27 protein-coding genes are annotated in these 26,494 nt (G+C 40.0%); 7 read left to right on the plus strand and 20 right to left on the minus strand.

Going from position 1 to position 26,494, the window contains the following annotated elements; translation table 11 throughout:
* Position 1: 1 nt before the first annotated feature.
* Positions 2 to 1,156: an NAD(P)-dependent malic enzyme gene (locus C805_RS13565; protein WP_016214441.1), complete on the minus strand. Its 1,155-nt coding sequence runs from the start codon at positions 1,154 to 1,156 to the stop codon at positions 2 to 4.
* Between the two features lie 222 nt (positions 1,157 to 1,378).
* Between C805_RS13565 and rho the strand changes: the two genes are divergently transcribed.
* The 5 genes from rho to prfA all read left to right on the plus strand — a co-directional run bounded on the left by rho (position 1,379) and on the right by prfA (position 6,593).
* A complete protein-coding gene (gene rho / locus C805_RS13570) occupies positions 1,379 to 3,082 on the plus strand; it encodes a transcription termination factor Rho (RefSeq protein WP_016214442.1) in 1,704 nt (567 codons plus the stop codon).
* Positions 3,083 to 3,256: 174 nt separating this feature from the next.
* Entirely contained in the window at positions 3,257 to 3,463 is a 207-nt protein-coding gene (gene rpmE / locus C805_RS13575; RefSeq protein ID WP_016214443.1) for a 50S ribosomal protein L31, read from the plus strand.
* Between the two features lie 267 nt (positions 3,464 to 3,730).
* Positions 3,731 to 4,663 (plus strand): DUF1385 domain-containing protein, encoded by a 933-nt coding sequence (locus C805_RS13580; protein ID WP_371197621.1) that lies wholly within the window; start codon positions 3,731 to 3,733, stop codon positions 4,661 to 4,663.
* Positions 4,660 to 5,502, plus strand: a complete 843-nt coding sequence (gene prmC, locus C805_RS13585) for a peptide chain release factor N(5)-glutamine methyltransferase (protein ID WP_016214445.1) — start codon at positions 4,660 to 4,662, stop codon at positions 5,500 to 5,502. The genes C805_RS13580 and prmC overlap by 4 nt, the downstream gene beginning before the upstream one ends.
* A gap of 14 nt (positions 5,503 to 5,516) precedes the next feature.
* The gene (gene prfA, locus C805_RS13590; protein ID WP_016214446.1) at positions 5,517 to 6,593 is read left to right on the plus strand and encodes a peptide chain release factor 1; all 1,077 of its coding nucleotides are present in this window, start codon (positions 5,517 to 5,519) and stop codon (positions 6,591 to 6,593) included.
* Between the two features lie 685 nt (positions 6,594 to 7,278).
* Here prfA and C805_RS0105100 read toward each other — a convergent pair.
* Complete coding sequence (locus tag C805_RS0105100) at positions 7,279 to 8,580, minus strand: transposase (RefSeq protein ID WP_022750937.1); 1,302 nt, start codon at positions 8,578 to 8,580, stop codon at positions 7,279 to 7,281.
* Between the two features lie 109 nt (positions 8,581 to 8,689).
* Here C805_RS0105100 and C805_RS26350 point away from each other — a divergent pair, with 109 nt between their 5' ends.
* Together C805_RS26350 and C805_RS26355 are read left to right on the plus strand one after the other, a co-directional pair.
* Positions 8,690 to 9,193, plus strand: coding sequence for a hypothetical protein (locus tag C805_RS26350; protein WP_031201028.1), 504 nt, complete (start codon positions 8,690 to 8,692; stop codon positions 9,191 to 9,193).
* Positions 9,190 to 9,363 carry a DEAD/DEAH box helicase family protein gene (locus C805_RS26355; RefSeq protein WP_155957617.1) on the plus strand — a complete coding sequence of 58 codons (174 nt, stop codon included), beginning with the start codon at positions 9,190 to 9,192 and terminating at the stop codon, positions 9,361 to 9,363. The genes C805_RS26350 and C805_RS26355 overlap by 4 nt, the downstream gene beginning before the upstream one ends.
* Positions 9,364 to 9,525: 162 nt before the next feature.
* Here C805_RS26355 and C805_RS13600 read toward each other — a convergent pair whose 3' ends face one another.
* The 18 genes from C805_RS13600 to C805_RS13685 all read right to left on the minus strand — a co-directional run bounded on the left by C805_RS13600 (position 9,526) and on the right by C805_RS13685 (position 26,481).
* Positions 9,526 to 10,716 carry a site-specific integrase gene (locus C805_RS13600; RefSeq protein WP_009269711.1) on the minus strand — a complete coding sequence of 397 codons (1,191 nt, stop codon included), beginning with the start codon at positions 10,714 to 10,716 and terminating at the stop codon, positions 9,526 to 9,528.
* Between the two features lie 78 nt (positions 10,717 to 10,794).
* Entirely contained in the window at positions 10,795 to 10,998 is a 204-nt protein-coding gene (locus C805_RS13605) for an excisionase (RefSeq protein ID WP_002347229.1), read from the minus strand.
* Positions 10,999 to 11,373: 375 nt separating this feature from the next.
* Complete coding sequence (locus C805_RS13610; RefSeq protein WP_009264382.1) at positions 11,374 to 11,628, minus strand: helix-turn-helix domain-containing protein; 255 nt, start codon at positions 11,626 to 11,628, stop codon at positions 11,374 to 11,376.
* Positions 11,629 to 11,631: 3 nt separating this feature from the next.
* The gene (locus C805_RS13615; protein ID WP_009269712.1) at positions 11,632 to 12,051 is read right to left on the minus strand and encodes an RNA polymerase sigma factor; all 420 of its coding nucleotides are present in this window, start codon (positions 12,049 to 12,051) and stop codon (positions 11,632 to 11,634) included.
* Between the two features lie 293 nt (positions 12,052 to 12,344).
* A complete protein-coding gene (locus C805_RS13620; protein ID WP_022751084.1) occupies positions 12,345 to 13,349 on the minus strand; it encodes a HAMP domain-containing histidine kinase in 1,005 nt (334 codons plus the stop codon).
* Positions 13,346 to 14,005, minus strand: a complete 660-nt coding sequence (locus C805_RS13625) for a response regulator transcription factor (protein WP_009269714.1) — start codon at positions 14,003 to 14,005, stop codon at positions 13,346 to 13,348. Before C805_RS13625 ends, C805_RS13620 begins: the two co-directional genes overlap by 4 nt.
* A 58-nt stretch (positions 14,006 to 14,063) precedes the next feature.
* On the minus strand, positions 14,064 to 16,043 hold the full coding sequence (locus C805_RS13630; RefSeq protein WP_009269715.1) for an ABC transporter permease: 1,980 nt from the start codon (positions 16,041 to 16,043) through the stop codon (positions 14,064 to 14,066).
* The gene (locus tag C805_RS13635; protein WP_016214449.1) at positions 16,033 to 16,803 is read right to left on the minus strand and encodes an ABC transporter ATP-binding protein; all 771 of its coding nucleotides are present in this window, start codon (positions 16,801 to 16,803) and stop codon (positions 16,033 to 16,035) included. Before C805_RS13635 ends, C805_RS13630 begins: the two co-directional genes overlap by 11 nt.
* A 166-nt stretch (positions 16,804 to 16,969) precedes the next feature.
* Positions 16,970 to 17,200 (minus strand): hypothetical protein, encoded by a 231-nt coding sequence (locus C805_RS13640; RefSeq protein WP_009269717.1) that lies wholly within the window; start codon positions 17,198 to 17,200, stop codon positions 16,970 to 16,972.
* 23 nt (positions 17,201 to 17,223) lie between these two features.
* Positions 17,224 to 17,415: a DUF4177 domain-containing protein gene (locus tag C805_RS13645; protein ID WP_008370354.1), complete on the minus strand. Its 192-nt coding sequence runs from the start codon at positions 17,413 to 17,415 to the stop codon at positions 17,224 to 17,226.
* A gap of 130 nt (positions 17,416 to 17,545) precedes the next feature.
* Positions 17,546 to 18,199, minus strand: a complete 654-nt coding sequence (locus tag C805_RS13650; RefSeq protein ID WP_009269719.1) for an ABC-2 transporter permease — start codon at positions 18,197 to 18,199, stop codon at positions 17,546 to 17,548.
* Positions 18,199 to 19,047 (minus strand): ATP-binding cassette domain-containing protein, encoded by an 849-nt coding sequence (locus tag C805_RS13655; protein ID WP_009269720.1) that lies wholly within the window; start codon positions 19,045 to 19,047, stop codon positions 18,199 to 18,201. Before C805_RS13655 ends, C805_RS13650 begins: the two co-directional genes overlap by 1 nt.
* 2 nt (positions 19,048 to 19,049) lie before the next feature.
* The gene (locus C805_RS13660) at positions 19,050 to 19,421 is read right to left on the minus strand and encodes a GntR family transcriptional regulator (RefSeq protein WP_009269721.1); all 372 of its coding nucleotides are present in this window, start codon (positions 19,419 to 19,421) and stop codon (positions 19,050 to 19,052) included.
* A gap of 122 nt (positions 19,422 to 19,543) precedes the next feature.
* Positions 19,544 to 20,446, minus strand: a complete 903-nt coding sequence (locus tag C805_RS13665; RefSeq protein WP_016214450.1) for a conjugal transfer protein — start codon at positions 20,444 to 20,446, stop codon at positions 19,544 to 19,546.
* A 15-nt stretch (positions 20,447 to 20,461) separates the two neighbouring features.
* The gene (locus C805_RS13670) at positions 20,462 to 21,469 is read right to left on the minus strand and encodes a bifunctional lytic transglycosylase/C40 family peptidase (protein ID WP_016214451.1); all 1,008 of its coding nucleotides are present in this window, start codon (positions 21,467 to 21,469) and stop codon (positions 20,462 to 20,464) included.
* The gene (locus C805_RS13675) at positions 21,466 to 23,655 is read right to left on the minus strand and encodes a CD3337/EF1877 family mobilome membrane protein (RefSeq protein WP_016214452.1); all 2,190 of its coding nucleotides are present in this window, start codon (positions 23,653 to 23,655) and stop codon (positions 21,466 to 21,468) included. The genes C805_RS13670 and C805_RS13675 overlap by 4 nt, the downstream gene beginning before the upstream one ends.
* On the minus strand, positions 23,655 to 26,105 hold the full coding sequence (locus C805_RS13680) for a conjugal transfer ATPase TcpF (protein WP_016214453.1): 2,451 nt from the start codon (positions 26,103 to 26,105) through the stop codon (positions 23,655 to 23,657). Before C805_RS13680 ends, C805_RS13675 begins: the two co-directional genes overlap by 1 nt.
* Complete coding sequence (locus C805_RS13685) at positions 26,083 to 26,481, minus strand: conjugal transfer protein (protein WP_009269726.1); 399 nt, start codon at positions 26,479 to 26,481, stop codon at positions 26,083 to 26,085. The genes C805_RS13680 and C805_RS13685 overlap by 23 nt, the downstream gene beginning before the upstream one ends.
* Positions 26,482 to 26,494: the final 13 nt, after the last annotated feature.

A 26,494-nucleotide genomic window follows, 5' to 3' on the forward strand; every position in this document is an offset into this window, starting at 1 on the left:
GTTACCTGGAAATATGGGATTTCACTGCCTGACTGACTGCCTGGGCAACCCGGGGGTCAAAGGCTTCCGGCATAATGAAATCTTCACTGAGCTGATCTTCCGGTACAAGATCTGCAATTGCTCTGGCAGCAGCCAGTTTCATTTCTTCCGTAATCTGAGAAGCCCGTCCTTCCAACGCTCCTTTGAAAATGCCTGGGAAAGCTACCACATTGTTGACCTGATTGGGAAAATCACTGCGGCCTGTGCCCACAACTTTTGCCCCGGCAGCTTTTGCCAGGTCCGGCATAATTTCCGGCACCGGGTTGGCCATGGCGAATAAAATAGCGTCCTGATTCATGGAAGCCACCATTTCCGAAGTCACAATGCCAGGAGCGGAAACTCCCACAAAAATATCTGCGCCTGCCAGAGCGTCTGCCAGTGTGCCGGTTTTTCCTTCCAGATTGGTGAGTTCTGTCATTTTCTGCTGCATCCAGTTTAAATCAGGATAATCTTTGTGAATGATACCGTGGCGGTCGCACATGGTCAGATGTCTGAAACCATAAGTCAGAAGCAGTCTGGAAATGGCGATTCCTGCGGAACCTGCACCATTTACCACCACCCGGCAGTGCTCTTTGTCCTTTCCTGTTACTTTCAGGGCGTTGATAATGCCTGCAAGGACCACGATGGCTGTACCATGCTGGTCATCATGAAATACCGGGATAGACAATGTCTGTTTCAGACGTTCTTCTATTTCAAAACAACGGGGGGCAGAAATATCCTCCAGATTAATGCCGCCGAAACCGGGAGCAAGATAAGTGACAGTTTTGATAATTTCTTCCGTGTCCTGGGTGTCCAGACAGATTGGAACTGCATTGATGCCGCCAAATTCTTTGAACAGAACGCATTTCCCTTCCATAACAGGCATGGCGGCATAAGGGCCGATATTGCCAAGGCCGAGAACGGCGCTTCCATCTGAAACTACAGCCACGGTGTTGGCCTTCATGGTGTATACATAGGCGTCTTCGGGATGTTCCGCAATCAGTTTGCATGGTTCCGCCACCCCAGGGGTATAGGCAATGGACAAATCTTCCCGATTTTTCACGGGAGATTTGGAAGTGGTCTCGATTTTACCGTTCCATTCTTTATGCAGAAAAACTGCTTTTTCACTGGTTGTCATAATGAACCGCTCCTTTTCTTTCTGTTAAAATTTCCATTTTATCCGGTCCTTTTAGCATAGCATGAAAAAAAATACAAATCAAGAAAAAAGGACTTCCTATTTGCAAAAAGATAGTGTATAATGTAGCTTATTGAAATTTGCTTTGCGAGTTCTTAAGCAAAGTAAAATCGTTGTCTGGTCTGACAGAGATTCCCAAATAACGGCAGTCAAAAGGAGAAGGAAATGAGAGAAAAGTATGAGAGTTTATCAGTAACGGTGTTGCGGGAGGTAGCGAAAGCGAGAGGCCTGAGGCATCTTTCCGGATTGAAGAAAAAAGAACTGGTGGAGTTAATGCTCAGAGAAGATGAGAAGGCTGCCAGTGAAAATCAGGAGGATAATACGGAAGAAAAGCAGATACAGACAACAGAAGACGGGAAAGAAAAACAGATACCGGAATCAGAGGACGGGAAAGAGAAGCAGACACAGACAACAGAGGTCGGGAAAGAAAAACATATATCAGAGGGCGGAAGAGAGAAGAAGAAAGAGGATAAAAAAGTGCAGGCTGCCGGGGAACGGAAAACGAGGAGTTCCGAAGAACGGAAAGAGCAGCCTCCGGAAGAACGCAGGGTTCAGCCGCCCGAAGAACAGAGATTGCAGGCTCCGGAGGAACGAAGACAGCCATCGGAAGAACGGAGAATACAGGCTCCGGAGGAACGAAGGCAGCCATCGGAAGAACGGAGAATGCAGCCCAGGGAGACAGAGCGCCGGCCTTCCAGGATTATTACTGTGGATGGGATTGAGATTGACAATCCTGAGCTGGACAGCGGAGTCAGCGCTCATGGAATTCTGGAAGTTATGCCTGACGGATATGGATTTATCCGCTGTGAAAATTATCTTCCCGGAGATCATGACGTTTACGTTTCTCCCTCTCAGATTCGTAAATTCGGACTGAAAACCGGAGATATTATTCATGGTAATACCAGGGTAAAGACTCAGCAGGAAAAATTCAGCGCCCTTTTGTATATTAAAAGTATCAACGGAAATCATCCGTCGGAAATCCTGAAGCGTCCCAATTTTGAAGATTTAACACCCATTTTCCCCAATGAGAGAATCCGTCTGGAAACAGACAGGAGCGCTGTGGCCATGCGGATTATGGATGTGGTTTCTCCCATTGGAAAAGGCCAGCGCGGTATGATTGTATCTCCGCCGAAGGCAGGAAAAACAACACTTTTAAAACAGGTGGCCAAGGCTGTGACCCGAAACAATCCCAATATGCATTTGATCATTCTTCTGATTGATGAACGCCCGGAGGAAGTGACAGATATCAAGGAAGCCATTGAAGGGAGAAATGTGGAAGTTATCTATTCTACTTTTGATGAATTGCCGGAACACCACAAACGGGTATCTGAAATGGTAATTGAGCGGGCCAGGCGTCTGGTAGAGCACAGGAAAGATGTGATGATTCTTCTGGACAGCATTACACGTCTGGCCAGGGCATATAACCTGATTGTTCCGCCCAGCGGAAGAACTCTGTCCGGCGGTATAGATCCGGCGGCCTTACATATGCCGAAGCGCTTTTTTGGAGCAGCCCGTAATATGCGTGAGGGCGGAAGTATTACGATTCTGGCAACGGCGCTGGTGGATACGGGAAGCCGGATGGACGATGTGATTTACGAAGAATTTAAAGGAACCGGCAATATGGAACTGATTCTGGACCGGAAACTGTCAGAGCGAAGGATTTTTCCGGCGGTGGACATCACAAAATCCGGTACCCGGAGAGAGGATTTGCTGTTGAACCGGGAAGAACAGGAAGCAGTGGAAATCATGCGCCGGGCAATCAATGGCATGAAGGCGGACGAAGCGGTGGAAAGTATACTGAATCTGTTTGTGCGTACCGGTAATAACCGGGAATTCTGCCAGATGATAAAGAAAACGAAACTTTTATGATAATACGTTTTATCAGGGGGCAGACAGAACTGTCATTAATTTTACAGGAATTTCTCAAAAGAACTTGCATATATGGAAAAATTATGATATAATGACAAAGCTGTTGTGTAAGCAGTATTAAATGTGAAGAATCCATGAATCAGATTTAAAATACAGTGTGAAGAGGTGAAAATCATGAGAGAAGGAATCCATCCAGAGTATTATCAGGCAACGGTGACATGTAACTGCGGAAATACATTTGTTACAGGTTCTACCAAAAAGGATATTCATGTGGAAATTTGTTCCAAATGCCATCCATTCTATACCGGACAGCAGAAAGCGGCTCAGGCTCGTGGACGTATTGATAAGTTCAATAAGAAATATGGCATAAATAATCAGTAAAATCACTGACAGGGACCGTGAGCAGTTATGTATGAGCGGTAAAGGGAGGATGTCTTTTTATGGGACATCCTCTGTTTTTATCTTATAGGAAAGACCTTGTCACGCTAAAGCGACCGCACTCGGCGCAGCAAACCGTCCAGGTCTCTCATGAGTGAGGGATTCAGGGAGTTGAAGCGGACCTGTCCGCTTTGTTCTTCTAACAGGAAAGACCTTGTCATACTAAAGTGTGAAAGTGTCTTCCTGTAGAATAAAAAATAATGCGAAGGGGTGAAAATATTGGCTTATTCCGGAATTGGCGGGCAGGCTGTCATGGAAGGCGTTATGATGAAAAACAAGGACCATTATGCTGTGGCAGTCCGTAAGCCGGATCATGAGATTATTGTAGAAAAAAGAGAGTATGCGGGAATATGCAAAAACAATGTGATTCGGAATCTGGTTTTTATAAGAGGAATTATAAATTTTCTGGAATCCATGATACTTGGCATGTCCTGTCTTACGTTTTCAGCTTCTTTTTTTGAGGAGGAAGCAGAAGAAACGGGAACAGAAGAAAAGGAAAAGAACAGTAAAAAAGAACGGTTGGAAATGGGAATGACCATTGGCCTGTCCATTGTGCTTGCGCTGGCAATTTTCATGGTGCTTCCCTTTTATCTTTCTTTACTGTTTCAGAAATTTATTTCTTCGGAAACAGTGGTGATTCTGATAGAAGGCGCCATGCGTCTTATTATCTTTCTGGCATACATTCTGCTGATTTCCAGAATGGAAGATATAAAACGTGTTTTTATGTATCACGGTGCAGAACATAAATGTATTAACTGTATTGAACACGGGATGGAACTGACTGTGGAAAATGTCAGAAAAAGTTCCAGGGAACATAAGCGCTGCGGAACCAGTTTTCTGTTTTTTGTTGTGCTTATTACAATTATTGCCACAATGTTTATCCGGGTGGATTCCAGAGTGCTCCGCCTTGTGTTAAGGCTGGCCATAGTGCCTCTGATTGCGGGGATTTCCTATGAAATTATCCGGCTGGCAGGAAGAAGTGAAAATGTCCTGATTAATATTCTGAGCAAGCCGGGGCTGTGGATGCAGAAGCTGACCACGAAAGAACCGGATGAAGAAATGATTGAAGTGGGGATTGCCTCTGTGGAGGCGGTATTTGACTGGAAAGAATACCTGGAATCCATAAAAGGGGAAGGGCCATGATACTGAGAGAAGCGTTGCGTTATGGCAGAGAACTGCTGAAAAAGGCAGGAGTTTCAGACTATAAGCCGGATGCCTGGTATCTGATGGAATATGTCTGTAAAATGAATAAAAGCGAGTATTATCTCCGTGCTCCGGAGGAAATGCAGGGTGAAGCCTTTCAGGAATATGAGTTTTTGCTGAAAAAGAGGGCAGAGCATGTACCTTTGCAGTATATTACCGGAGTACAGGAATTTATGGGGCTGGAATTTAAAGTAAATTCCCATGTGCTGATACCGCGGCAGGATACGGAAACTCTGGTGGAAGAGGCGCTGAAAATTCTGGAGCCCGGTATGGAAGTGTTGGATTTATGTACCGGTTCCGGGTGCATTATCATAAGTCTTCTGAAACATGGGGGAAAGGAAATCAGAGGAACAGCCAGTGATATTTCCAAACAGGCCCTCCTGGTTGCAAAGGAGAATGCCAGAAATCATCAGGCAGAGGTGGAACTGGTGCGCAGCGATCTGTTTCAGAATATTAGCGGGACCTTTGATATGATTATTTCCAATCCTCCTTATATTCCTACAGGAGTGATTTCGGAGCTGATGCCGGAAGTCCGGGATTTTGAGCCTGCGGAGGCGCTGGACGGTGAAGAAGACGGTCTTGCCTTTTATCGGAAAATTGTGTGCAGAGGAAGAGAGTTTTTAAAATCCAATGGATATCTGTATTTTGAAGTGGGGTATGACCAGGGAGCACGGGTAGCCGTTCTGATGGAAAAACACGGATTTCGAAATGTAAAGGTAATTCAGGACCTTGCAGGCAATGACCGGGTGGTCTGCGGTAATCTGCCGGGAGTAAAATAGAAAGGAAGAGAAAAATGTTTGATAAATTAGAGGATATTCTTCTGCGGTTTGAAGAGATTATGAATCAGTTAAGCGAGCCGGATGTGGCGAATGATACCGGCCGTTTCCGCAAACTGATGAAGGAACAGAGTGACCTGACGCCCATAGTGGAAACTTATAAAGAGTACAAACAGGCGAAGCAGAATGCAGAGGATTCTCTTGCCATGTTAGAGGATGAAAGTGACGAGGAACTGCGGGAACTGGCCAGAGAAGAATTAAACGATTCCAAAAAGAAAATAGAAGAACTGGAAAAGAAACTGAAAATCCTGCTGCTGCCCAAAGACCCTAACGATGACAAAAACGTGATTGTGGAAATCCGTGCGGGAGCAGGAGGAGATGAAGCAGCATTGTTTGCGGCAGAAATTTACCGTATGTATGTCCATTACGCAGAAGGAAGACGCTGGAAAGTGGAAACAGTGGAATGTGAGGAAATCGGCATCGGCGGTATGAAGAATGTGACCTTTATGATTGCCGGGCAGGGAGCTTATTCTGTGATGAAATATGAATCTGGTGTACACCGGGTGCAGAGGGTGCCGGAAACGGAATCGGGCGGACGGATTCATACCTCTACCATTACCGTTGCGGTTATGCCGGAAGCAGAAGAAGTGGACGTGGTTATTGATGAAAAGGATATCCGGATTGACGTTATGCGTGCGTCGGGAAATGGCGGGCAGTGTGTCAATACTACAGATTCTGCAGTGCGCCTGACCCATTATCCCACGGGAATCGTGATATACAGCCAGACAGAAAAATCTCAGCTCCAGAATAAAGACAAGGCGTTTGCCTTGCTTCGTGCAAAACTTTACGATTTGGAATGCCAGAAACAGCATGACGCAGAAGCAGAAGCCAGAAGGAGCCAGATTGGTACCGGAGACCGTTCTGAGAAAATCAGAACTTACAACTTCCCGCAGGGACGAGTGACAGATCACCGGATAAATCTGACATTGTACAAGCTGGATAAAGTAATGAACGGGGATATACAGGAGATTCTGGACGCCTGTATGGCAGCCGACCAGGCGGCGAAGTTAAGCAGCTTTGAGGATAAGGGCTGAAGGCCTTGATTTTTCTGGGTTTCTGGGGATATCCGGCTAAAACGGGAATTGAATAAATATGGGTAAAAGACGGTCATGGACAGCTTCATCGACCGTCTTTTTTGTTTTTCCGGTTGCATGGATGCACTGTCTACCCCTATTTTGGTAGTATGGATGTATGCATAGCCTTGTAAAAATATATGTTCTTTTTTGCTTAGAAATGCCTATTTTATGCTGAGTTGAGGGATATTTTCAAGATGTAGGTGCGGTTTTATGGAGGTACTTCGAGCCTTACGATTGAATTGGAGCGATTTTAAGCTGAACAGGTAATAGTTCCCTGAATTATAAGGGGAAAGGAAGTTTAAGAGAAGAAGAGGTACATTCCTTACGGTATAACAGGTAACATTTCTTTAACGTGTAGCGAGGAAGAAAATCTTGGCATATGTTGGGACAGGGTGGTATGCCATGTAAATAAATAGGTAATAGTTCCTTGGTGTATAGAGAAAAAAGAATTTCCCGCATTTTTTGGAAGGGAATGGAAAAAGAAATAGTTCTTTGATATAATTAGAGAAGAGCAAAACGCATTGATTTTAAGATGAGATTTGACTGTTAGACTTTTAATGTTGAGGGAAGACGCTTTTTAGGCATAACAAAGCTAACGTAAGTCCAAAACCTACGAAAATCAGGGAGTATTCAGTTACAAAAGTCAGGCAGTCCGTTTTAAAGATTTTAGCTTGCGGTAGGATTGACCGGAATTGCCAGTAACTGCAGCAATGGCAACAGCCAAAAGACTGATATGGGCAAGTGTGTTTAGGTTTGCAACGGAGGATTTGTTTCTTACCCACATCCGTTCCTGCCCCGTGTTTTTGAAGCGGGAATTGTAACGTTCACATTCCGTGCGGAGAAAATAGCTGCTTTTAAAATACCTGCTGTTCCTGTCGATGGAAAGCCGCAGGTCGTCCGCAATTGTAATGTATCTGGTACAGCCACGATGCTTTTTGCCATTATAAAAGTTTTTGTGATGGCATGGGCAGTCAGCATCTTTGGATGACTTTAATGGACAGCAGAACTTTTGGCGGGTGCGATTTCTATCAGAAAATTTACCATCCTTCCACATGGCAAGTCCTGCTTCACAGATGGGATTTCCCTGAGGAAGAAGTTTGGGATTTTTCGTATTACGTTTGTTTAATGGTATGATGCATTCCCCGTCATAGAGCTCTTTGACCTGGTTGTAAATCTTTTTTACATCATAGCCTTTGTCAGCAAGAAAGGTACACTCTGTAACAGGAAGGAAAGCATGAGTGCCAGCAAGGATATCAAGAGCGACTGTGGAATCTGCCACTTCAGCAGTTGTGGTCATTTCATAAATAGGGAGACCGGAGATGCAGTCTACGAGGACATGGTTTTTGTAACCCCAGTAGAATTCATATTTCTTTTCGTTAGTCTGGTTGGAAGCTGTGTGTACACCGAGTTTACAGTGCTTATCTGCTTTTGGCTGGTTGTCAGGCTGGAATTTGTTAGAGAGGAAAGACTTGGGATTGTTCTGTGATGTATTGGCAGAAACAGGGGTGGAATCCAGTCCTATGAAGGAGGTATCTATGATGCCATCTGCAGCAAGGGAAAGAACCTGTGACTGCATAATGTAGGAAAGAATGGAATGGTCAAAATCTTTCAGGAAGCGGTCAAAAGTCCAGTATGAAGGAAGCGGCAGGGAAATATCAAAGCCGCAGTAATGGGCAATGAGAAGATTGTTGTTGAGATAATCGACAAGGTCAGTAATCATGGGGAAGCCTTCACATTTCATGACAATGAAGGCACAAATCATGGCGTGGTTGGAAAAACCTTTACGTCCCGTTTTTGGGTATTCCTGAACGAAAGACAGATCAAGATTCAGGAAAAGGGAATCATAAAATTTAGCAACAGGTTGAGAGGTAAAAAGACGGATGTCTTGAATGATTTGTTGACGGTAGATAGCAATCAGCTCCTTTCGGTGAATTTGTTTTGGCAACTTAATTATACCATCTGGAGCTGGTTGTTACTATAAATACAGAACCAAAGGTTCTGGGAGTGATAAAAGAGGTTGCCATGCCTCGCAAATCCGCATAAATACTGAATGTGTGGAGTTTTGCTCATGGCTATTAAATAAGAAATTAGGAGGTAATAGAAAATTTATTTTATGCACAAATAATGAAGGGGGAATATGTGATAATGTTACATATCCAAGATTATCAATTGTAATTAATGGTTTAAGATTAGATGGATCAATTTATGATAATAACATTCCTGCCAATCTAAAATATTATAAGACTGATTTTATACCAAAGTCATCTGATGATGAGTTTTATTCCGTAGGAGAGAAATTAATGGGGCATATAGGAGAAATGGTGCAATTAGAGCATAGCACCACTTTAAATAAGGAGCAATATCTTTTAATTTTAACGGATGATCAGGCTGACGAACTTGAACATAATGCGGAGAAGTTATATAAATGTAAAGGTATTTATATTTCAAGTTCAGTATTCCTTACAGCAAAACAAGAAAGGTTATTCAGTGGTAAAGCTCTCATAACCATACCAGATTATTATTTTGAAGATGAATTAAGGGAGAGTGGAGAGTTATGATGAAACAGTATGATTTTCAGAATGAGGCCGTTGATTGGCTTTGTGGGGTATCAACTAACCCAGCTTCAAAACAAACAATTGTTTTAAAAGCACCAACAGGATCTGGAAAAACTGTTATTTTGATAAAATATATTGATAAATATTTGAATTTTGAAATAAAAACTTACTAAATTTCTGATTATCTTTTCATAAGTTGGTAAATGCCGATATATCCCGTATTTTAGGGCTTTATCGGTATTTTCTTTTTGGAAGATACCTTGCATAAGCTGGCATTTACCAGCATGAAAATGCAACCAAAAGTAGTAAATGAGTAGTAAATATAAGCTTTGATATTAACAAGCCAGTCTTTCCAGTTCTGCTTTTGCAGATTGAAATGTACCGTGTGCATAATAGCCAAGTGTCATGGTTATGTTAGCGTGTCCCATGAGATATTGCAGGGTGTTTGGGTTCATTCCTCTGTTTGCCATATTCGTACAGTAAGTATGTCGGAATGAATGTGGTGTGATGTTCGGTAACTTGTCCGTGTGATACTTGTTATACTTCTTAATTAGTCCTCGCACCATGCCTTCATAGTTTCCTGCAACTTTAGGCAAGCCCTCACGGTTTAAGAATAGGAAATTGCTGTAACCACCTACAATCAGCGGTTGTGCTTTTCCTCTGCTCTTTAGTATTCTTTGGATTGCTTGATAAGCCCGTTCTGTCAATGGAAGTTCCCGTTTTCCGTTTTTGGTCTTAGGCGTTTCAATATAGTAGCCGATTTCGCTGTCTTTCAATAACTGGTGGTCTATATTGAGTATTCTGTTCTGCATATCAATATGCGTCGTTAGTCCGCAAAATTCAGAAATACGAAGTCCCGTTTCCAGCAGAAGCACAACCTCATCATAATACTTGCTGTAAATCTTATCCTTTTCCATAAAGGCAAGCAGGCGTTCTTCCTGCTCTGGTGTAAGGATAACTTTCTGCTCCGTATCATCTTCCAGAACATCACTTAGCTTAAATTCAAACGGGTTCTTTCTGATACAGTCGTCTTGTATCGCCATGTAAAATGACGCTTTCAAGGAACGCTTGTAGTTATCAATCGTTTTATAGGCATATCCTTTTTCACTCATTCTGATAGCCCATTCTTTAGCGTCCGACTGCTTGACAGTATCAATCGCCCTCATACCCAACGGGTCATTTTTCAGAGCGTTCATAAGATACTGTCGTCCCTTTTCAGTAGCCCTCTTGATGTTCTTTCTTTGGCTGTTCTTCTTCTCGTAAAGCTGGCAAACTGTTATTTTACCGCCGACTGTGTCGATACCGTCGTTAAGGTCTTTTTTTATCTGTGCTTCTTTTTCCCTCAACGATATATCATCACGCTTTCCAGCAGGTGTCTTGTCTGTCGGTACAAGTTTCCAAGAATAGATAAATTGTGGCTTTCCGTATATATCGGTATATTTATAAACGTATCTTCCGTCTTTTCGTTGGCTCTCTCCATTACGCAAATTGCGATTTTTACTGTCTTTTCGTTTTACATTAGACATAGTGTAAAGCTCCTTTCCGTCATGGAATGAGCCGTGATACGCTATACCTTATTATACCATATCTACGGCTCAATGACATTAGATTTCGTCCAATGTATCTATGATTTTTTCAAATTGTTTTCGCTTAATCTGAATACGGTTGCCGTTCACGATAACCCAGCCAGCGTCAAGATTTTCTTCAGCTAATTTACGCAATTTCTTTTCGCCAATGCGGAAGTATTTAGACGCTTCTTCAATCGTCAGCGTATATTTTTCCCAGATAGGCACATCAGTATTGTTCATAATCTATGCACCCCCTTTACTGTGTGTTATTTTTTACAAGCAGGCAGACGGCTTTGGAAAACTCCGTTAGTATCTCAACTATTCCCATTCTTGTGGGCAGAACCGCACCATGCGGACGTATCATTATTCTGTGAGGATAGGTCGTGGCAAAACGACTTTTCCAACAGTCGCTCTCGGATCACTGCGTGGGTCGCTCGCTTTCTTTTGAAAAGGTCGTGGCGTACAGTCCCCGTGGCTCGCTATCTCACAAACGTATCTGTCTGCTTTATTCAGTTGTCAAAGAGCTGTGGCGAAAGCGTGTTGCTTTCATGTGTAAAAACAGTAGTGGAGCAGGAAAGAGGGGGGGACATTAAATCATGCTCCGCTAAAAACTGCTTATTCTTCTGGTTCTAAGTTCATATCTTCAATATCAAATCCTAAAATCATTTTGATAAGTGCTTCTCTGATACGTCCTTTTAATTCCATATCTACAACGATATAAACATTTCCATATTCATCATAGAGTGAACGTAAACAGCATTTTGATATGTACGGGTCATAAAATGCCAGCAATTTCTCAATCGCTTTTTCGTTTCCGTCCATAGCTGATGAAATCAAGTAATAGGACGGCTTCTTAAATAACTGTTTCATTTTCTAATGTTCCTCCTTGAGTATCTTTTTCATAGTTTCCAAAGCGTGATGTCGATTTCTAAATACACCGCTTTGCGTGATTTTCTGCAAGTTAGCAATTTCACTTTCTGTCATTTCCAAGAAGTAATACATCAACAGAGTATTTCTCTTTCTTTCTGGAAGCTTCTTCAAGGCTTCTGCCAATTCATCATCAAGGACACGAATATCAATGCCACATACTGAAAAGATTGTATAATCTGTTTCGTAGTCGTCCCAAACAGCCATTTTATCAATAAGGACATCTGGCAATTCGCTGAAAGATATTTCTTTATTCTTACGACGGTTTAATTCCTTGTAATAATCTTTCACGACACTACGGACAACTTTCTTTAAACAACTTTCAAAACGACATTGAACTGTTTTTTGGAAGTCAGACGGTTTCATCAATCTCACCTCCTTTCCTTTATGATTTGAAAAGTGTTTATCCCTCTTTCCGCACCATATAAGGACAGCTAGGTGTGATTTAATGACCTCTTTTGAAAAATTTTTAAATTTTTTTCGGGTATGAAAAAAGCCCGCACAAAACATATAGTCTGTACGAGCCTTTAAAGCTAAAACATATTCAATTTTTAATAGTGTGCTATTAGGTGGAATTTGATTGCAAAGAATTGTACTTAAAGCTTTCCATAATGCAAGCCCCCTTAAAGCACCGTATCAATGTTGGCATGGTTTTCAAATTACTCTGAAAAATTATGAACTGTTCCTTTTGGAAATGTAATGGTCAGTCTTGTATATTCTTTTTCTGTAGAAGCAATATCCAATTTCAAGCCCAACCTATCGCATAATTTTTTCGATAGATACAGTCCCATACCCGTTGCATTTGCCTTGTTTCTATTTGAACCCGTAAAACCTTTTTCAAATACACGGGATAAATCAGACGTTTTTATTCCACAGCCATTATCTTCTATCACAAGCAGTATATTTGTTTCGTTGTCTTGACTGTATATTGTCAGTTTGTTTTCCTGCTTATCAAAATACTTAATCGCATTTTGCACGATTTGAGATAGAATGAATGTCAGCCATTTTTCATCAGTATAAACGACATTTTCTATATTATGGATATTGATAATTGCTTTCCTTTCCATAAGCGAATGACGGAATTTCAGAATGACATTATGTATCACTTCCTCTAACTGCAACTGTTTTACAAAATAGTCTTTTTCCGTATTTTCGCTTCTTGCATAGTAGAGCATTTGTTCCACTAACTGAAATATTTTGTCTGTTTCTTTTTTTAATGTGTAATTTTTTGTATTGTCAAACGTCAAAGACAATGCTCCTATCGGTATTTTTATTTCATGGGCGAAACTTTCCACATATTCTTGATAGTCTTGCTTTTCCTCTGTGATTTTGCCGATTTCATCATTCATAGATTTGCAGGCTTTTTTTAGTGCGTAGTAATAGGCTTCATTTTGAAATTCTTTTGGCTTTGGTAAAACGTCTGCAATATAATAGGTTTCTTCCAGTCCGTCTACTAAATCAATAATATGTTGTGAAGCGTTACGTTTCTTCCGATACAAACACCATTGAAAAAGCCCTTGTATGCTGATGAACAGAATTACCAGCAATACAACAAATAGCGTATCTACACCGTAGAAAATCAAGAGAAATGCTACTAAGGCAAGAAAGAAAAGTTGAAACAATATCTCTGTTATTTTTTCTTCTAAGAATGCAAAAAAGCTCACAGTTTCCAACCCTTTCCTCGTATATTTTCCAATAAATGAACAATACCGATTTCTTTCATTTTCTTTTTTAGACGGGTCATATTAACCAGTAATACATTTTCGTCTAAATAATATTTGTCGTTCCACAGCTTTTCCAATAGTTCTTCTTTGCTAATAACTTTATCTTCGTTCATAAAGAAGTAGTATAAAATACGAAATTCATTTCTTGTCAGTTCAATGTTTTTCTCTTGATACTTCAAAATGGATAAATGTAAATCAAGGGTACAATCTTTTTTGACAAGCTCACGGAAATTATTCGGGTTTGACAACTGCAATGCACGCTTGATCTTCTCAAGAAGAATAAGCGTGTCATACGGCTTTGTGATGAAGTCAATCCCACCCACTTGAATACTTTTCAATTCGTCAGCATTTGTATCTCTGCTTGTTACAAAGATAATAGGTACTGGCATGACTTGTTTTATTTTCCTGCATACTTCATAGCCATTCTCATACGGCAGGTTAATATCAAGCAGAACCAGTTCTATGGAATATTGCTTTAATTCCTCTGTCAGATTTTCAAAGTCAGTCAATAAAACTGTTTCATATCCTTGTGTGTTCAATAGTTTAGAAAGCTCCAGACGAGTGATTTCATCATCTTCGATAATTGCTATTCTCATTTCCACACCCCCTTGATTTACCATTATAATAATTTCACAGCAGGAGAGCTAGAAAAATCTAACTCTCCTCATTGATATTTCGCTTGAAACCGATATACGTTGCTATCCAATAAATTCCATAGATAAAGAAGAAAATCGCCAAACCTACTACGAAGTAAATTAAATAACTATACTCACTTTCTAAATAAATTTTATAAACATTATTGACTGATACCAGCATAAAGAAACTTGCAAGAATTGAATAAATAACTGGAACACCAAATAATATTAGTAATTGCTTTCTGATTGTTTTAAATAATGATTTATCATTCACTCCCAATCTTTTTAATGTTTGATAGCGATATTTGTACTTTGTAGAGTCACTTAGTGATTGAATAGCAAGAACTGTTCCAACTGCCGAAATCAAAATAAAGGCAATATAAAGACAAATGCTTGCAATCATAGCGGTCATCGTATTTTGTTCTTCAATAGCAGAACCTCTTACAGAAAGTCTATAATATTGTACGACTGTTTCTCCATCATCATTTACTATTACTAATCGGTGTTTCAAATCTTGTTTGATTTTTTCTCTAAGTTTTGTATCTGTTTCTTCTACGGTATCTATAATCAGATGTTGCTCAGATACTTCCAAGCCTTGAACATATTCATCAGGCACAATAACAGCAAATCTTCCAGTATTATTTATTTGATACCAATACGTTTTTGTATCAATGCCCTTTAGTTTTAATTCTTTTCCACTTGTCAACTGAATTTTTTCAATATCCTTGTTGTTTTCAACTTTATATAACAAATCTTTGCTAGTTACAAGAAAATACTCGTCATTACTTAATTCTATGGTGTCCATATTCTTTAATTTCAGTATTTCGTTGTAATCACTTAATTTCATTACTGGGTCATAATCATAAAATTGCACGTCAAAATAATTCTGCATTTGATGTTTCGGTTCTTTATAAACATCAAATTCGATTGCTTCATTTATTGTATAATCTTCATCAACAACATTCACATATTCTTCAAAATCTTTAAATGGTTGTTTTTCTTCAAACACATGAACATCAAACGGAGCTGTCATTTCTATGCTTGCTTTATACACTCCTTTATTGATACTTGAAAAATTTAAACATAACAAAGAAAGTAATATCAACATGGAAAGTGTCCCGAACGTAAAACTCATTGTTCTTGCTTTTGACGCAAAAGTTCTTGTTACAAAAAGGTTATCTTTTTGATATTTAAGTTTTTTATTTTTCAATAAAACCGACAACAACATATCTGCACAAGTGGCTGATACACCATAAATACTGATAATCAACATCATCATGCTAATCATCAAATACGTAAGAGTTTCTTGTTTACCGCTGTTTTCCATTGTCCAACGTGAAGCCCAAAGCAAAATAGCAGTAATTCCTAATATAACACTAACAATGAAAATAATATTTCTTTTTTTATTGCTACGGAACATTTTCTTTTCATTCTGCTTGTCAAAATAGAGAAAATCATGTACTGTCATTTTTCTAATTCTTCGTAAAAGATTAAGCAAAACCAATACGTATATTGCCAAAAAGTAAATAGCAAGCAATCCTATGGAAACAAAATTTATTGAAATAAAGATTACTTCTGGAATACCTAATAAGTTTACAATTACCAATGATACAAATTGACTAAATATGAACCCAAGAGGAATAGCCAAAACCAAAGCACATATCGCTAATAACACATTTTCAATTACAAGCAATCGAGCAATTTCTTTTTTTCTAATTCCAAGAAGCATATATGTTCCAAGCTCTTTGCTTCGCTTTTCAAACATAAATTTTGTGGTGTAGTTAATCAAAAAACAGATAACAAATATAATAACAACATTCACAAAAGCTAGAATATACTTAAACGTATCCATGCCTGTCGATAATTCTATTACTTCTTCAGAACTTGCCACTAAGTTAAAAGCAAATATAAGAGAAAATGCGATAGTAACAGTTATTAAATAAATCAAATAATCTTTAATGCTTCTTTTTGTATTTCTAACCGCTAATTTACCTAACATTTCCCACTTCACCTCCGAGCAAGGTTAATATATCCAGTATTTCATTGAAGAAATCTTTTCTGCTTTTTTCCCCTCTGAAAATTTCATTGAATATTTTACCGTCCTTCAAGAACAAAATACGTTTACAAAAAGACGCACTAAACGGGTCATGTGTTACCATTAAAATAGTAGCCTGCATTTTCTTGTTGATGTCAGACATTGTTTCCAGTAACAATCTGGAAGATTTTGAGTCCAAAGCTCCCGTCGGTTCATCAGCTAATATCAGTTTCGGTTCATTGATTAAGGCTCTTGCACAAGCACAACGCTGTTTTTGTCCGCCAGAAACTTCATAAGGAAATTTCGATAAAATATCACGAATACCCAATTTATCAGCGATAGCATGAACTCGTTTGTCAATATCAGCAGGGTTCTGTTTGTTGATTACCAATGACAAAGAAATGTTTTCTTCAATCGTTAAGGTATCTAAAAGGTTGAAATCTTGAAAAATGAACCCTAGATTTTCACGTCTAAAATCAGCAAAATCTTTATCTTTGATTTTGGTAATATCTTGATTGTTGACTGTAATGTGTCCGCTGGTTACAGTATCAATCGTAGAGATACAGTTTAATAGGGTAGTCTTTCCAGAACCACTAGCTCCCATTATTGCGACAAATTCGCCCTTGTCTACATACATAGAAATACCGTCTACTGCCTTTGTGATATTTCCAGAGTTATCCCCGTAGTATTTTTTTACTTGCTCTAAATTTAAAATGTGTTCCATTAAAAATCGCTCCTTTCTTCCTGCCACATTTATTTGTTTTGGAATACAATTAAATTATAGCAAGGGCAGTGTTCAATTACACTTACAGTTTTGAAAGTAAACAGATAGCAAAAGAGCCGTGATAATGCAGATCACAATTCTGTGAAGCATTTCCACGACCCTTTTATTATAATTTTACCGTTGTCTTTTTCGTAATGGTATAAATGTATTCCTCTGGCGTAGGGCGTTTTTTTCCAAAATACTTTTTGAAATTTGCCTGCACCTCTGGGTCGGTGCTATTCATAGCTTCATCAATCGTTGCTTCAATATTTTCCCGAACATCAGCTAATGACATACCGCCAGCCTTTGCACCTGCCTTTAATGCTTTTTTAATATCTCGTTTTTTTAACCCTATCATTCGAACCAACTCCCTAAAATGAGTTAATCTTCTTTTTCAAAAATTAAATCAATCTTTCGCATACAACCTTTTGCGTCAATTTCTGTAGGTATAAAACCAACATAGCGATACCCATTTTCTGCATAGCTATTTATAACTTCCTTATGTTTATCGGTGCAAAGGAACACAACACCTTTCGCAGTATAATCAATTTCTAAATATTCATATTTTTTCATTTTTCCTCATTTCCTTTCTCTTTCATATTTTCTCTACGCTTTTTGATTGCCTTATTTCTTAAAGGAATACCAACACCCAATATCAATCCTACTACCAAAATAGTCAAGTCCATAAGCACACCTCTCTTTTCTAAAACTCTTTTTTCTTTAGTATTGTTAAGCTAATAAGATAGGAGATACCTAAAATAACAACTGAAAACAATAAAAATAATATTATATATACTAGTGGCTCAAATTTAGGTAATTTATTTATTAAGACATATAAATCTATTCCTAAATATTCAGTAGTTTTTATAAGAAGCAGTCCTATAACAAATATAAGTCCCATTACACCTATGATAGCAATTCTTCCTTTTTCTCCACCAAATTTCAAGATAAAAGGAAGCATGATTGATAAAATCAATAAAATAGTAGGAAATAAAGAACCTGCTGTTAAAAAAATTTCATTAAAACTGCCTGTTTTTGTAATACCAATAGCAACTAAACTAATAACAGTTCCCAACAACAAAGACATTATTCCTGAAATCAATCCAAAAATATATTTTTCCAGTACATAATCTTTTCGTGTTATCGGTAAAGAAAATAAAAAAGCATTTCCATTATCAAATTCATCATAGCTAATTGAACTCAATGAGAATAATGCCCCCACAAAACCTAAGAAACCAATCGGAAACGAAGTCCCCGGAGATACTATTATCATTATTATAGATATAGCAGTAATAGCCATAAAGAAGTTTTTCTGTCCTTTCAGCAATTTAAAATCTTTAATCAATAAACCTTTCATTATTCAACACCTCTAATCATCATTGTTATTACTTCGTCTATATTTCCTTTTTCAATCGCCATTTGAGGATAATTTTCAGCATAATATTGTTTTTGATTAGTTAAACAACTATATCCATAGCTTTCTTTTTTGGTACGTAAAATATATTGTCTATCTAATTTGGAATATTCTTCTTCATCAACTTTAAGTAGTGCATAATCGCTTAGTAAAACATCAGTATCTTCGTGCATAATTACTTTTCCTTGATGTATCATATAAAGGTCATCACATAAAGTTTCTAAATCACTGGAAATGTGAGAACTAATTAAAATAGAGCGTTCTTCGTCTTTTTCTATAAAATCTCTTAGCATTTCTAGCAATTCATCTCTAGCTATTACATCTAATCCCGCCGTTGGTTCATCAAGAATTAACAACTTTGCATTGTGTGAAACAGCAACTAAGACTTTTACTTTCGCTTTCATACCAGTTGAAAAATCTTTTATTCTTTTATTTCGTGGAAGCTGAAACTTTTTAACTTGTTCTATAAAAAATGATTTATCAAAATTTTGATATAAATTATCAATAATAGGAATAATATCATTGATTGTTAAATATCCACTAAAGCCAGAGTCCGAAAGAACTACTCCCAAATCTTGCTTGTCTTTTGCAGTAAAATCTTGTAATGACTTTCCAAGAATATTGATAGTTCCACTATCAAAGGAAATTAGCCCTAAAATAGCTTTAAATGTTGTGCTTTTTCCTGCACCATTTTGACCAATCAAACCAGTTACATGACCTTTCTTTACTTCAAGAGAACAATCAAGCGAAAAGCTTTCATAACTTTTTTTCAAATGCTCAATTTTTAACATATCTAACCCTCCAAAATTAACTCAAATAGTTTTTTTATATCTTCATCACTGATACCGTAACATCTGCCTTTTTGAATAACTCGTTCTAAATCACTTTCTAATTCCTTTTTCTGTTCCTCTAATAAAAGCTCTGTATTTGTAGCAGTAACATATGTTCCTTTTCCATGAATTGTTACCGTAAACCCCTCGTTTTCCAAGTTATCATATGCTTTTTTTACAGTTAGAGCACTTATTTTTAATTCTTTTGCAAGAGAACGAACAGACGGAAGATTATCATTTTCTTTTAATTTTCCATTCCGAATTAAAGCTTTAACTTGTTCTACTATTTGCTCGTAAATAGGTATCATTGAAGAATGGTTTATAATAATTTTCATCTCACAGCTCCTTTCTGTATAAACAGTATATAACAGAGCAATGCTGTTGTCAAGTGTTATATGGTGTTTGCACAGAAAATGAAGCGTGCAAATCTCACTTAAGAAATGCACGCTATATCTGTTTATCCTACAATCTTCCAGTTGCTATCCTTATATAGCACAAGTTCATACTGCGATACTTGTGTTGCCTTTGTCTGATTATCAAGGAATTTTACAGCAACTTTAACTTTTACATTGTCCCCGTCCTTTGTAAAGATAGGGTTTACCAATTCAGAATACAGATAGTCCCTGCCGATAGGTTCAATCACATTCCCCGATACATAATAGGCAAGTTCTTTTTCTGTGGCTGTTGGATAGAGCTTAAAAAATGTTTCCAGAAATGCGGTAGCGTCGCTTACGGTATCAGCGTCTACGCTTGCGTCTGCTTCTGGTGTCTTAGGCTCATAGTCTGATTTTTCGATTGCTGGTGCAAGGGTAGGGTTCTGAACGATTACCATATCCCCGTCAGCGTCCACATGGACTTTTACGGTATAGGTTGCCTTGACGATACTTGTCTGTTCTCCCTCTTTTATCTGCTGATCTACTTCGTAGGTAGCAGAAAAAGTGTCCGTTCCCAACTGTTCGATACTCCACACAATCACATTTGTAACTGTGGAGCTGGTCGGTATATCCGTTCTGATTGTATCAACATTCAAGTCCTGCAATTTTTTTGTCAGATAACCGCTGATTGCCTGCGTCCTTGCTTCAATCGCTTCTTTGCTGTTATTCCATGTGTAATAGGACTTTGCGAAGTTCTTCACGAAATTTTCTATCCCGTTGGTGTCCTGCAAGCGAAGCTCAATGATTTCTTTTTCGTGGGTCGTGTGCTGGTCGATAGCGGTAAAATTCTTATATACCCCAAAGCTCACGCTTGCGATAAGCACCACCCACAACGCAATCACGGTTTTCTTATGTGTGCCTACCTTAACAGTACGCACCTTTTTTTCTTTGACATTTTCTGTCTGCTTCTTATTCTTCTTAAACATATTTTCAAGTCCTTTCTATTGTTTTACTCGTCCTGCACCGATTAAATGCTGTTGCCAGTAACTACTATTTAGGTCTGCATATCCTATCGGGTCGCCTGCATGGTACATCTGGTTATTTCCCACATATATTCCCACATGGGTTACATACGAACCAGCATTATAGGTAGAATGGAAAAATACCAAGTCCCCAGCCTTTGCCTGCGAGAGTGGAAGATGTTGGGTTGCGTCATACTGTGCTTGTGCGGTTCTCGGTAAAGAGATACCAGCTTTTCCATAGCACCATTGCACAAGTCCGCTACAATCAAAGGAAGTGTTCGGGTTACTGCCACCATACACATACTTCCAGCCTTGATATTTCAACGCTTCATTCATAATCGCTTGTGCCGTCGCATTATCAAAATGTGCCACGGTCAGATATTGATTGACTAATTCCACGTAGAACATATTTCCGTAACCATATCGCCAGCCCCCGTTCTTCGCAACGGCTATCGGGTTAGTATAGGTTACTTTCTTTCCACCCGACTTTTCACGGGCGAAGCTCTCTGCAAGATTAAAAGTGTGTTTCTTTCCTTTTCCTGCCACATATCCCACATAACTACCGCCATAGTTATAAGACTGTATCGCTACATTCAAATCGTCGATACCTTGATTTTTGCAGGAAGAAAGCAGGGACGCAAAATACTTACACCCCTGCTTGATTGAGCTTTCCGTATCTAAGGAATTAGGCGGTAAACCAAGACTTTCCGAACTCTGCATAACATCTTCTGCCGTACCGCCACTTTCTACTTGAATGATAGCCAGTAGCACATTGACATACTCGGAAATGCCGTATTCTCTGGCGTACTTTTCCACCATAGGCTGATGTTTCAAGACTTCTGCGGATAAATTCATACCCGTAATGCCAGAAGAAAAGTTGCTGTTCTCGTCGTCGCTGTCCGCACTAATAAGGACACCAAAGAAAAGCACCAGAGAAAAGAGGATAGGAAACAGACTGCCGATAAGAGCGATATGTTTCAGTTTCATTTTTTCTTCTGTCCTTTCTTCATTACAAGGTTACGAGTTTTCTCTGTTGTCTGCTGGTTCTTTTGGACGGTTTGCGTCTGCTGACCCTTTGTCCTGCGGTCTTTTGTGTAATTCTGGCGTGTTTCCTGCGATACCACTTTTTCTACATTCTGCCTATGTGCTGGCTGTGCAGACTGGGTCGCTTTCTTATCAGAAGCACCAGAAGATAACGGACGCTCTTTGATAACATTTGTCTTGACTGGCTCACTTGCTTTCGGAGTTGGAGCTGTGGCAGGGCGTTTCACTTCCTGCATTTTTTCCGCACTCGGCTTTGAAGCTGTGGCTGGTCGCTCATGGGGACGGGTAGCTCCCGTTGTTGCTGATCCGTCAGCCTTTCGCTGTGCCTGCCTTGCTTCTTGTGCCTTTTGAAGCTCCATACGCTTATCAGCAATATTCTGTCTATGCTGTTCCTGCTTTTCCAAACGTCCCGTCTGTCTGGATTGCTGTTCCTGCACCATGCCACGCTTGAAGTCGGACACGCTGGACTTTGCCTTTTCCTTTGCGGAATACACCGCATAAGCGGTCTGTGTCGGCATATCCTTGATATTTTCTTTGACAGCATTTGCCTTGTCTTTCACTTTATTTTTCGTATCTAAGACAGCACCCACCTTTGAGCCTGCACGTTGTCCCATGCTGGAAGTAGAGGTATTGCCCCGACTGTCTTTTGTGGCTGTGTTCCTTGTCGGTTTTCTGTTTGAAATCGTGCTACCTGCCACCGCACCAGCAACACCGCCAGCAGTAACCGCACCAGCAAGCCGTCTTTCCATACGCCTAGCTCTATGTCGCATAAACAGATATGGTCTGCGGAATATCCTGCGTCCCATATTTTGACTGTCGCCAGCATTAAGTGAGAACATACTCATTAAGTCGCCCAGCTTGATAAAGATACCTGCAAAACACACTATCTGTAAGAACGCCACCATAAAAAACGGGTACTCTTTGGAGATGTTATAAAACATACTAGAAATACTGAACGCCACCGTTACAATGAGCGTTATTCCTGCCCGTGTCATTATGGTATTAAACACCCTCACGATTGCCTGCTTTGCCAGATTTTCTTGACTAGGTATCATGGAAAGAAGAAAACTGATAGGTAAAAACATTGCAAAGATAATAAAAAGTATCTGGCTTAACATCATTATCCCCGTCAGTAAGAATACAAAGATTGTGATACCTATATTAAAAATGAATAGGAAGAACACCATGCCTAAACGGTTTACGACCTGCGGTATCGTCAGATTGTTGTTGTCGTTGTCCTCGATTTCTGTTTTCACGACTTCTTCTCTGGTTTTTCCGTCCTCGTCCTCTGGGCTTGCCGATACGAGAGCTTCAACACGGTCTGCCCCGATTTCTTCTGCGTTACTGTTCCCGAATTGTAAGAGTAGCCACGGCTGTTCCACTTGAATAGAAAATAAGCTGTCCCGTATCAAGTCCACGCTGTCCTTGCCCTCACTTTCAGAGTTGGGGAGCATGATTTTTGTTCCCAAGTCAAGTGAAGCGGTACTGATGTCTGATGAAAATTCATTTATCTTCTTGATGTAGTCGGGAGCGTAAGCAATAAATGAAGCGGACAATACGAACACCACAAGAAAATTGATAACCGCTTGAACCGCTTTGCTGGTTTCTCTTTTTATCAGTCCCGTATAGGCAACATAAATACCAATGATTAAAATTATCAGTAATAGAGAACCTACATAAAATCCCGTACTCCCGAAGCCATTCTCGGTAACACCTGCTAAGGTCTGTATGCTTTTTCCGATACTGTCTGCCATATCATTGATGAAGTCCAGCTTATAGGCTTCCTGCACCACATAGCCCGTAGCATTGCTTAAATAAAGGCTTATCGTCCAGACAAAGTTGGTAATGCAGTAAAGCCCGTACTGCACCGATTTTCCAATCCCGTCCAGCCAGTTCCACGGAAGCCACGACCAGCTATTATCTACATAAAAGTCAAGCTGGTAGTTGGAAAGGGGATATTTTGAATAAAGATTTTCTGCGTTTATGGTATCGTCCACAAGCCCCGTCGCATGAGCCACCGTCCCCAAAAGTGAAAGCAGGATAAGGGAGAGTGCCACCACGAACAGAGCCATTTTGAGAAAGTGGAAAATCTTCTTTTTTGTGAACGCACCTTTTATCCTTTCTTTCATCACTCCACCTCATTTCTCTGTACGGGCGGTCTGGTATCAAAGGCGTGTAGCAGTTCTTCAAAGACTGGGTGTATCTGCACCACACCGACACGCCCGTATAAGTCCTGCAATAAGCATTGTCCGTTCTCCAAATCACGCAAGCGTTTCTGGTTATTTTCGTCGTCCTTGTCGATACCGAAAAATTCTAAGGTCTGCTTTATCTCGTTGATGTCAGTACTTCTAAAGGCAAACTTCAAGCCGATATTGTTTTTCAGACTTTCCTTTGACACGTCGCCAGAGGATTGTGTAACGAAATAAACGCCTGCCTGCATAGCTCGTCCAGCACGAACCAGCTTATTTGATAAGGTTTCGCCTTGTGCCACATTTAAGAACGCCCATGCTTCGTCCAAATCTACAATCTTAAAAATACTTCTGTCCGAATGGATAAAATCAAGGGCAAAGGTACTAATCACAATCAGCATAGACACCGACAACAATTCAATGGTCGTGTATTCCTCAAAAGTGGTATCTTTATCTGGCAACACAAGGTCTGCTACTTGAATGATATTGAGCTGATTATCCAGACTGATAGCATTTTCCACCGTACCGTCTGAAAACAGCAGGTGTGCAAAATCGTAGTCCGTGAAGCTGTCGATATGGTCTGCGATATTTCTTGATATGGGCGTATCTTCACGGCGTAGCTCGTCTATCACATGGAGCAAGCCCCGACTGTCGCTCTGGGTAACGGAACGCACCGCTTTACGTAACACGGGGAATTTTTCGCCGTCCCTAGAGGAAATACCCGTAAGGAATGTCAAGATGTCGATTGCCAGACTTTCAGCGTCTTTTACATTCTTCATAATCACAAATGGGTCAAGAAGTCCTGCATTGTCTTTATCGCTGGTAAGATTTACGATATTGATTTCATGGGCGATTTCTGGGAGCGTTTCTTTCCAGTTGCCACGCTCGGATTTTGGGTCTAAGATAACCGCTTGTCCCCCAAAGAGAACCGAATAATACACCAGAAGATTGTTGCAGAACGACTTCCCACCGCCAAGCGAACCGACAAAAGCAGAAGCAAGGGCATTTGTAACTGTGCCTTTTACGCCCTGCGAAGCTAAAGACGGTTGCAGGTACACATTTCTTCCCGTATCAACGGAATATCCCATATAGATACCCGTAGTTTCCCCTAACTGCTGGGTCGCACCAAAGCCCAGACCAGCTAAAAAATCTGATTTTACATACTGCACATAGTCATTGATATATCGCTTGCTGGCTGGAAGAAATTCAGAATGAAGCCCCAGCATATCCCCAGCAGGACGCACCAGCTTTACATTGAGGTCGTCGTAAAAGTCCTTGACTTCATCACAACGGCGTTTCAGCTCGTCAAGATCGGGTGCAGACACCCGTATCACGTAGCTTAACTTATACATACTTTCTTTTGTCTGGTCTAAATCAGTTTCCAGCTCGTCCACGCTGTCTAAAGCGTCCACCACATTTGAACTGGTTTCACTTCCAGCTTGATAGGCGTGATTGTCAAGGTCTTTCAATTCCTTTTTCTTGTTGCGGACGGTTGTTAATGCTTTGCGATTTTCCACGATTTCTACATTCATAGAAGTATCAACGGGAAAGGTAAATTGCTGTTGCTGGAAATAGAAGATTTCAGACGACGGAAAATCAAGCTCCCCGACAATCGCATTGACAGTAAAATAGGACACATAGCTTTCCTTGTCCTCATGTTCCAATCTTAAATACCGCTGGCTTTCCTCAATCACACACCTTGTCGGACGGATAAGGTCGTAGTATTTTATCAGCGTTTCTTTCTGTAATTTTTTCTTTGGTAGCTGGTACTCATAATCTTCATAGGCGATACCGTCCCTGCCGTAAAGATGTTCCATGAGATACCCAAAATCATTGATTTCCAAGCGACGCACCTTAAAGCGACGGGAGATTTTATTTTCCAGTAACTTTTCCATTTTCATGTAACGGTTGATTTCATCATTCGGCATGGAAACAAAATCATTCATCAGCGTGTGGTTCACTTCATGGAGAAATTCCGTGAACGTCAGCCACGCCGATTTTTTGATGTTCTTCAGATTGAGCTGTTCTTCTGTAACCATGAGCTTAAAGCCAAGAAAAAAGCGGTAGTCCACTTGATTGTCCCCAATCATAGATACTAACGCTTCGGTCTGTTCGTTTATCTTCTGATAGGCAACTTCCTTTAATTTTCCAGTTACCAGCTTCTTTGACTGCTCCTGCTGACTGCGGATTGAGCTTTCTGTGGCAATCTGCAAGGCATGAATTTTACCCTCACGGGACTGTGCGATTAGCTGTCGGAAACTGTCATGTACGATAAATTTCTGCTCTGCGGATAGGAAAGAATAATTGTATGGTATCAGCTCATAGTAGGCGAACACCTCATTGTCCTTGTTCCAGACAAGGTTATTGTCAATATATTTTATCGGGAACATAGTTCACACTCCTTACTGCCGTGATTGTTTCATTGAGTATCTGCTTATGCAGTTTTACGGCTTTTCCTGCATAAGTGATTTTAGGTCGCAGGGCATAGGTTATCTGTGATTTCAAAAAGCTGTACGGCTTCTTTCCGTCAAAGGTTTTCTGCGACATAAACCAAGTGAGAGCAACGGGAATACCTAAATATTTGAGAAATGCTCCCTCAATCATGGAAAGTGGGGGAATATCCCCAAACAGAATGATGATAAATTCTGTAATCACAAACCATGTAATCTGTGTAAAGGTAACGGGAAAGGGCAAGTTAAAGTCATTGATTGCATACAAGACTTTTTCCACGTTCCAGATACCCGTGTAGCTTTTAATCTTTTTCAAGTTCTTTCAGCTC

The organism is Eubacterium sp. 14-2 (assembly GCF_000403845.2).
Lineage (GTDB): Bacteria > Bacillota > Clostridia > Lachnospirales > Lachnospiraceae > Petralouisia.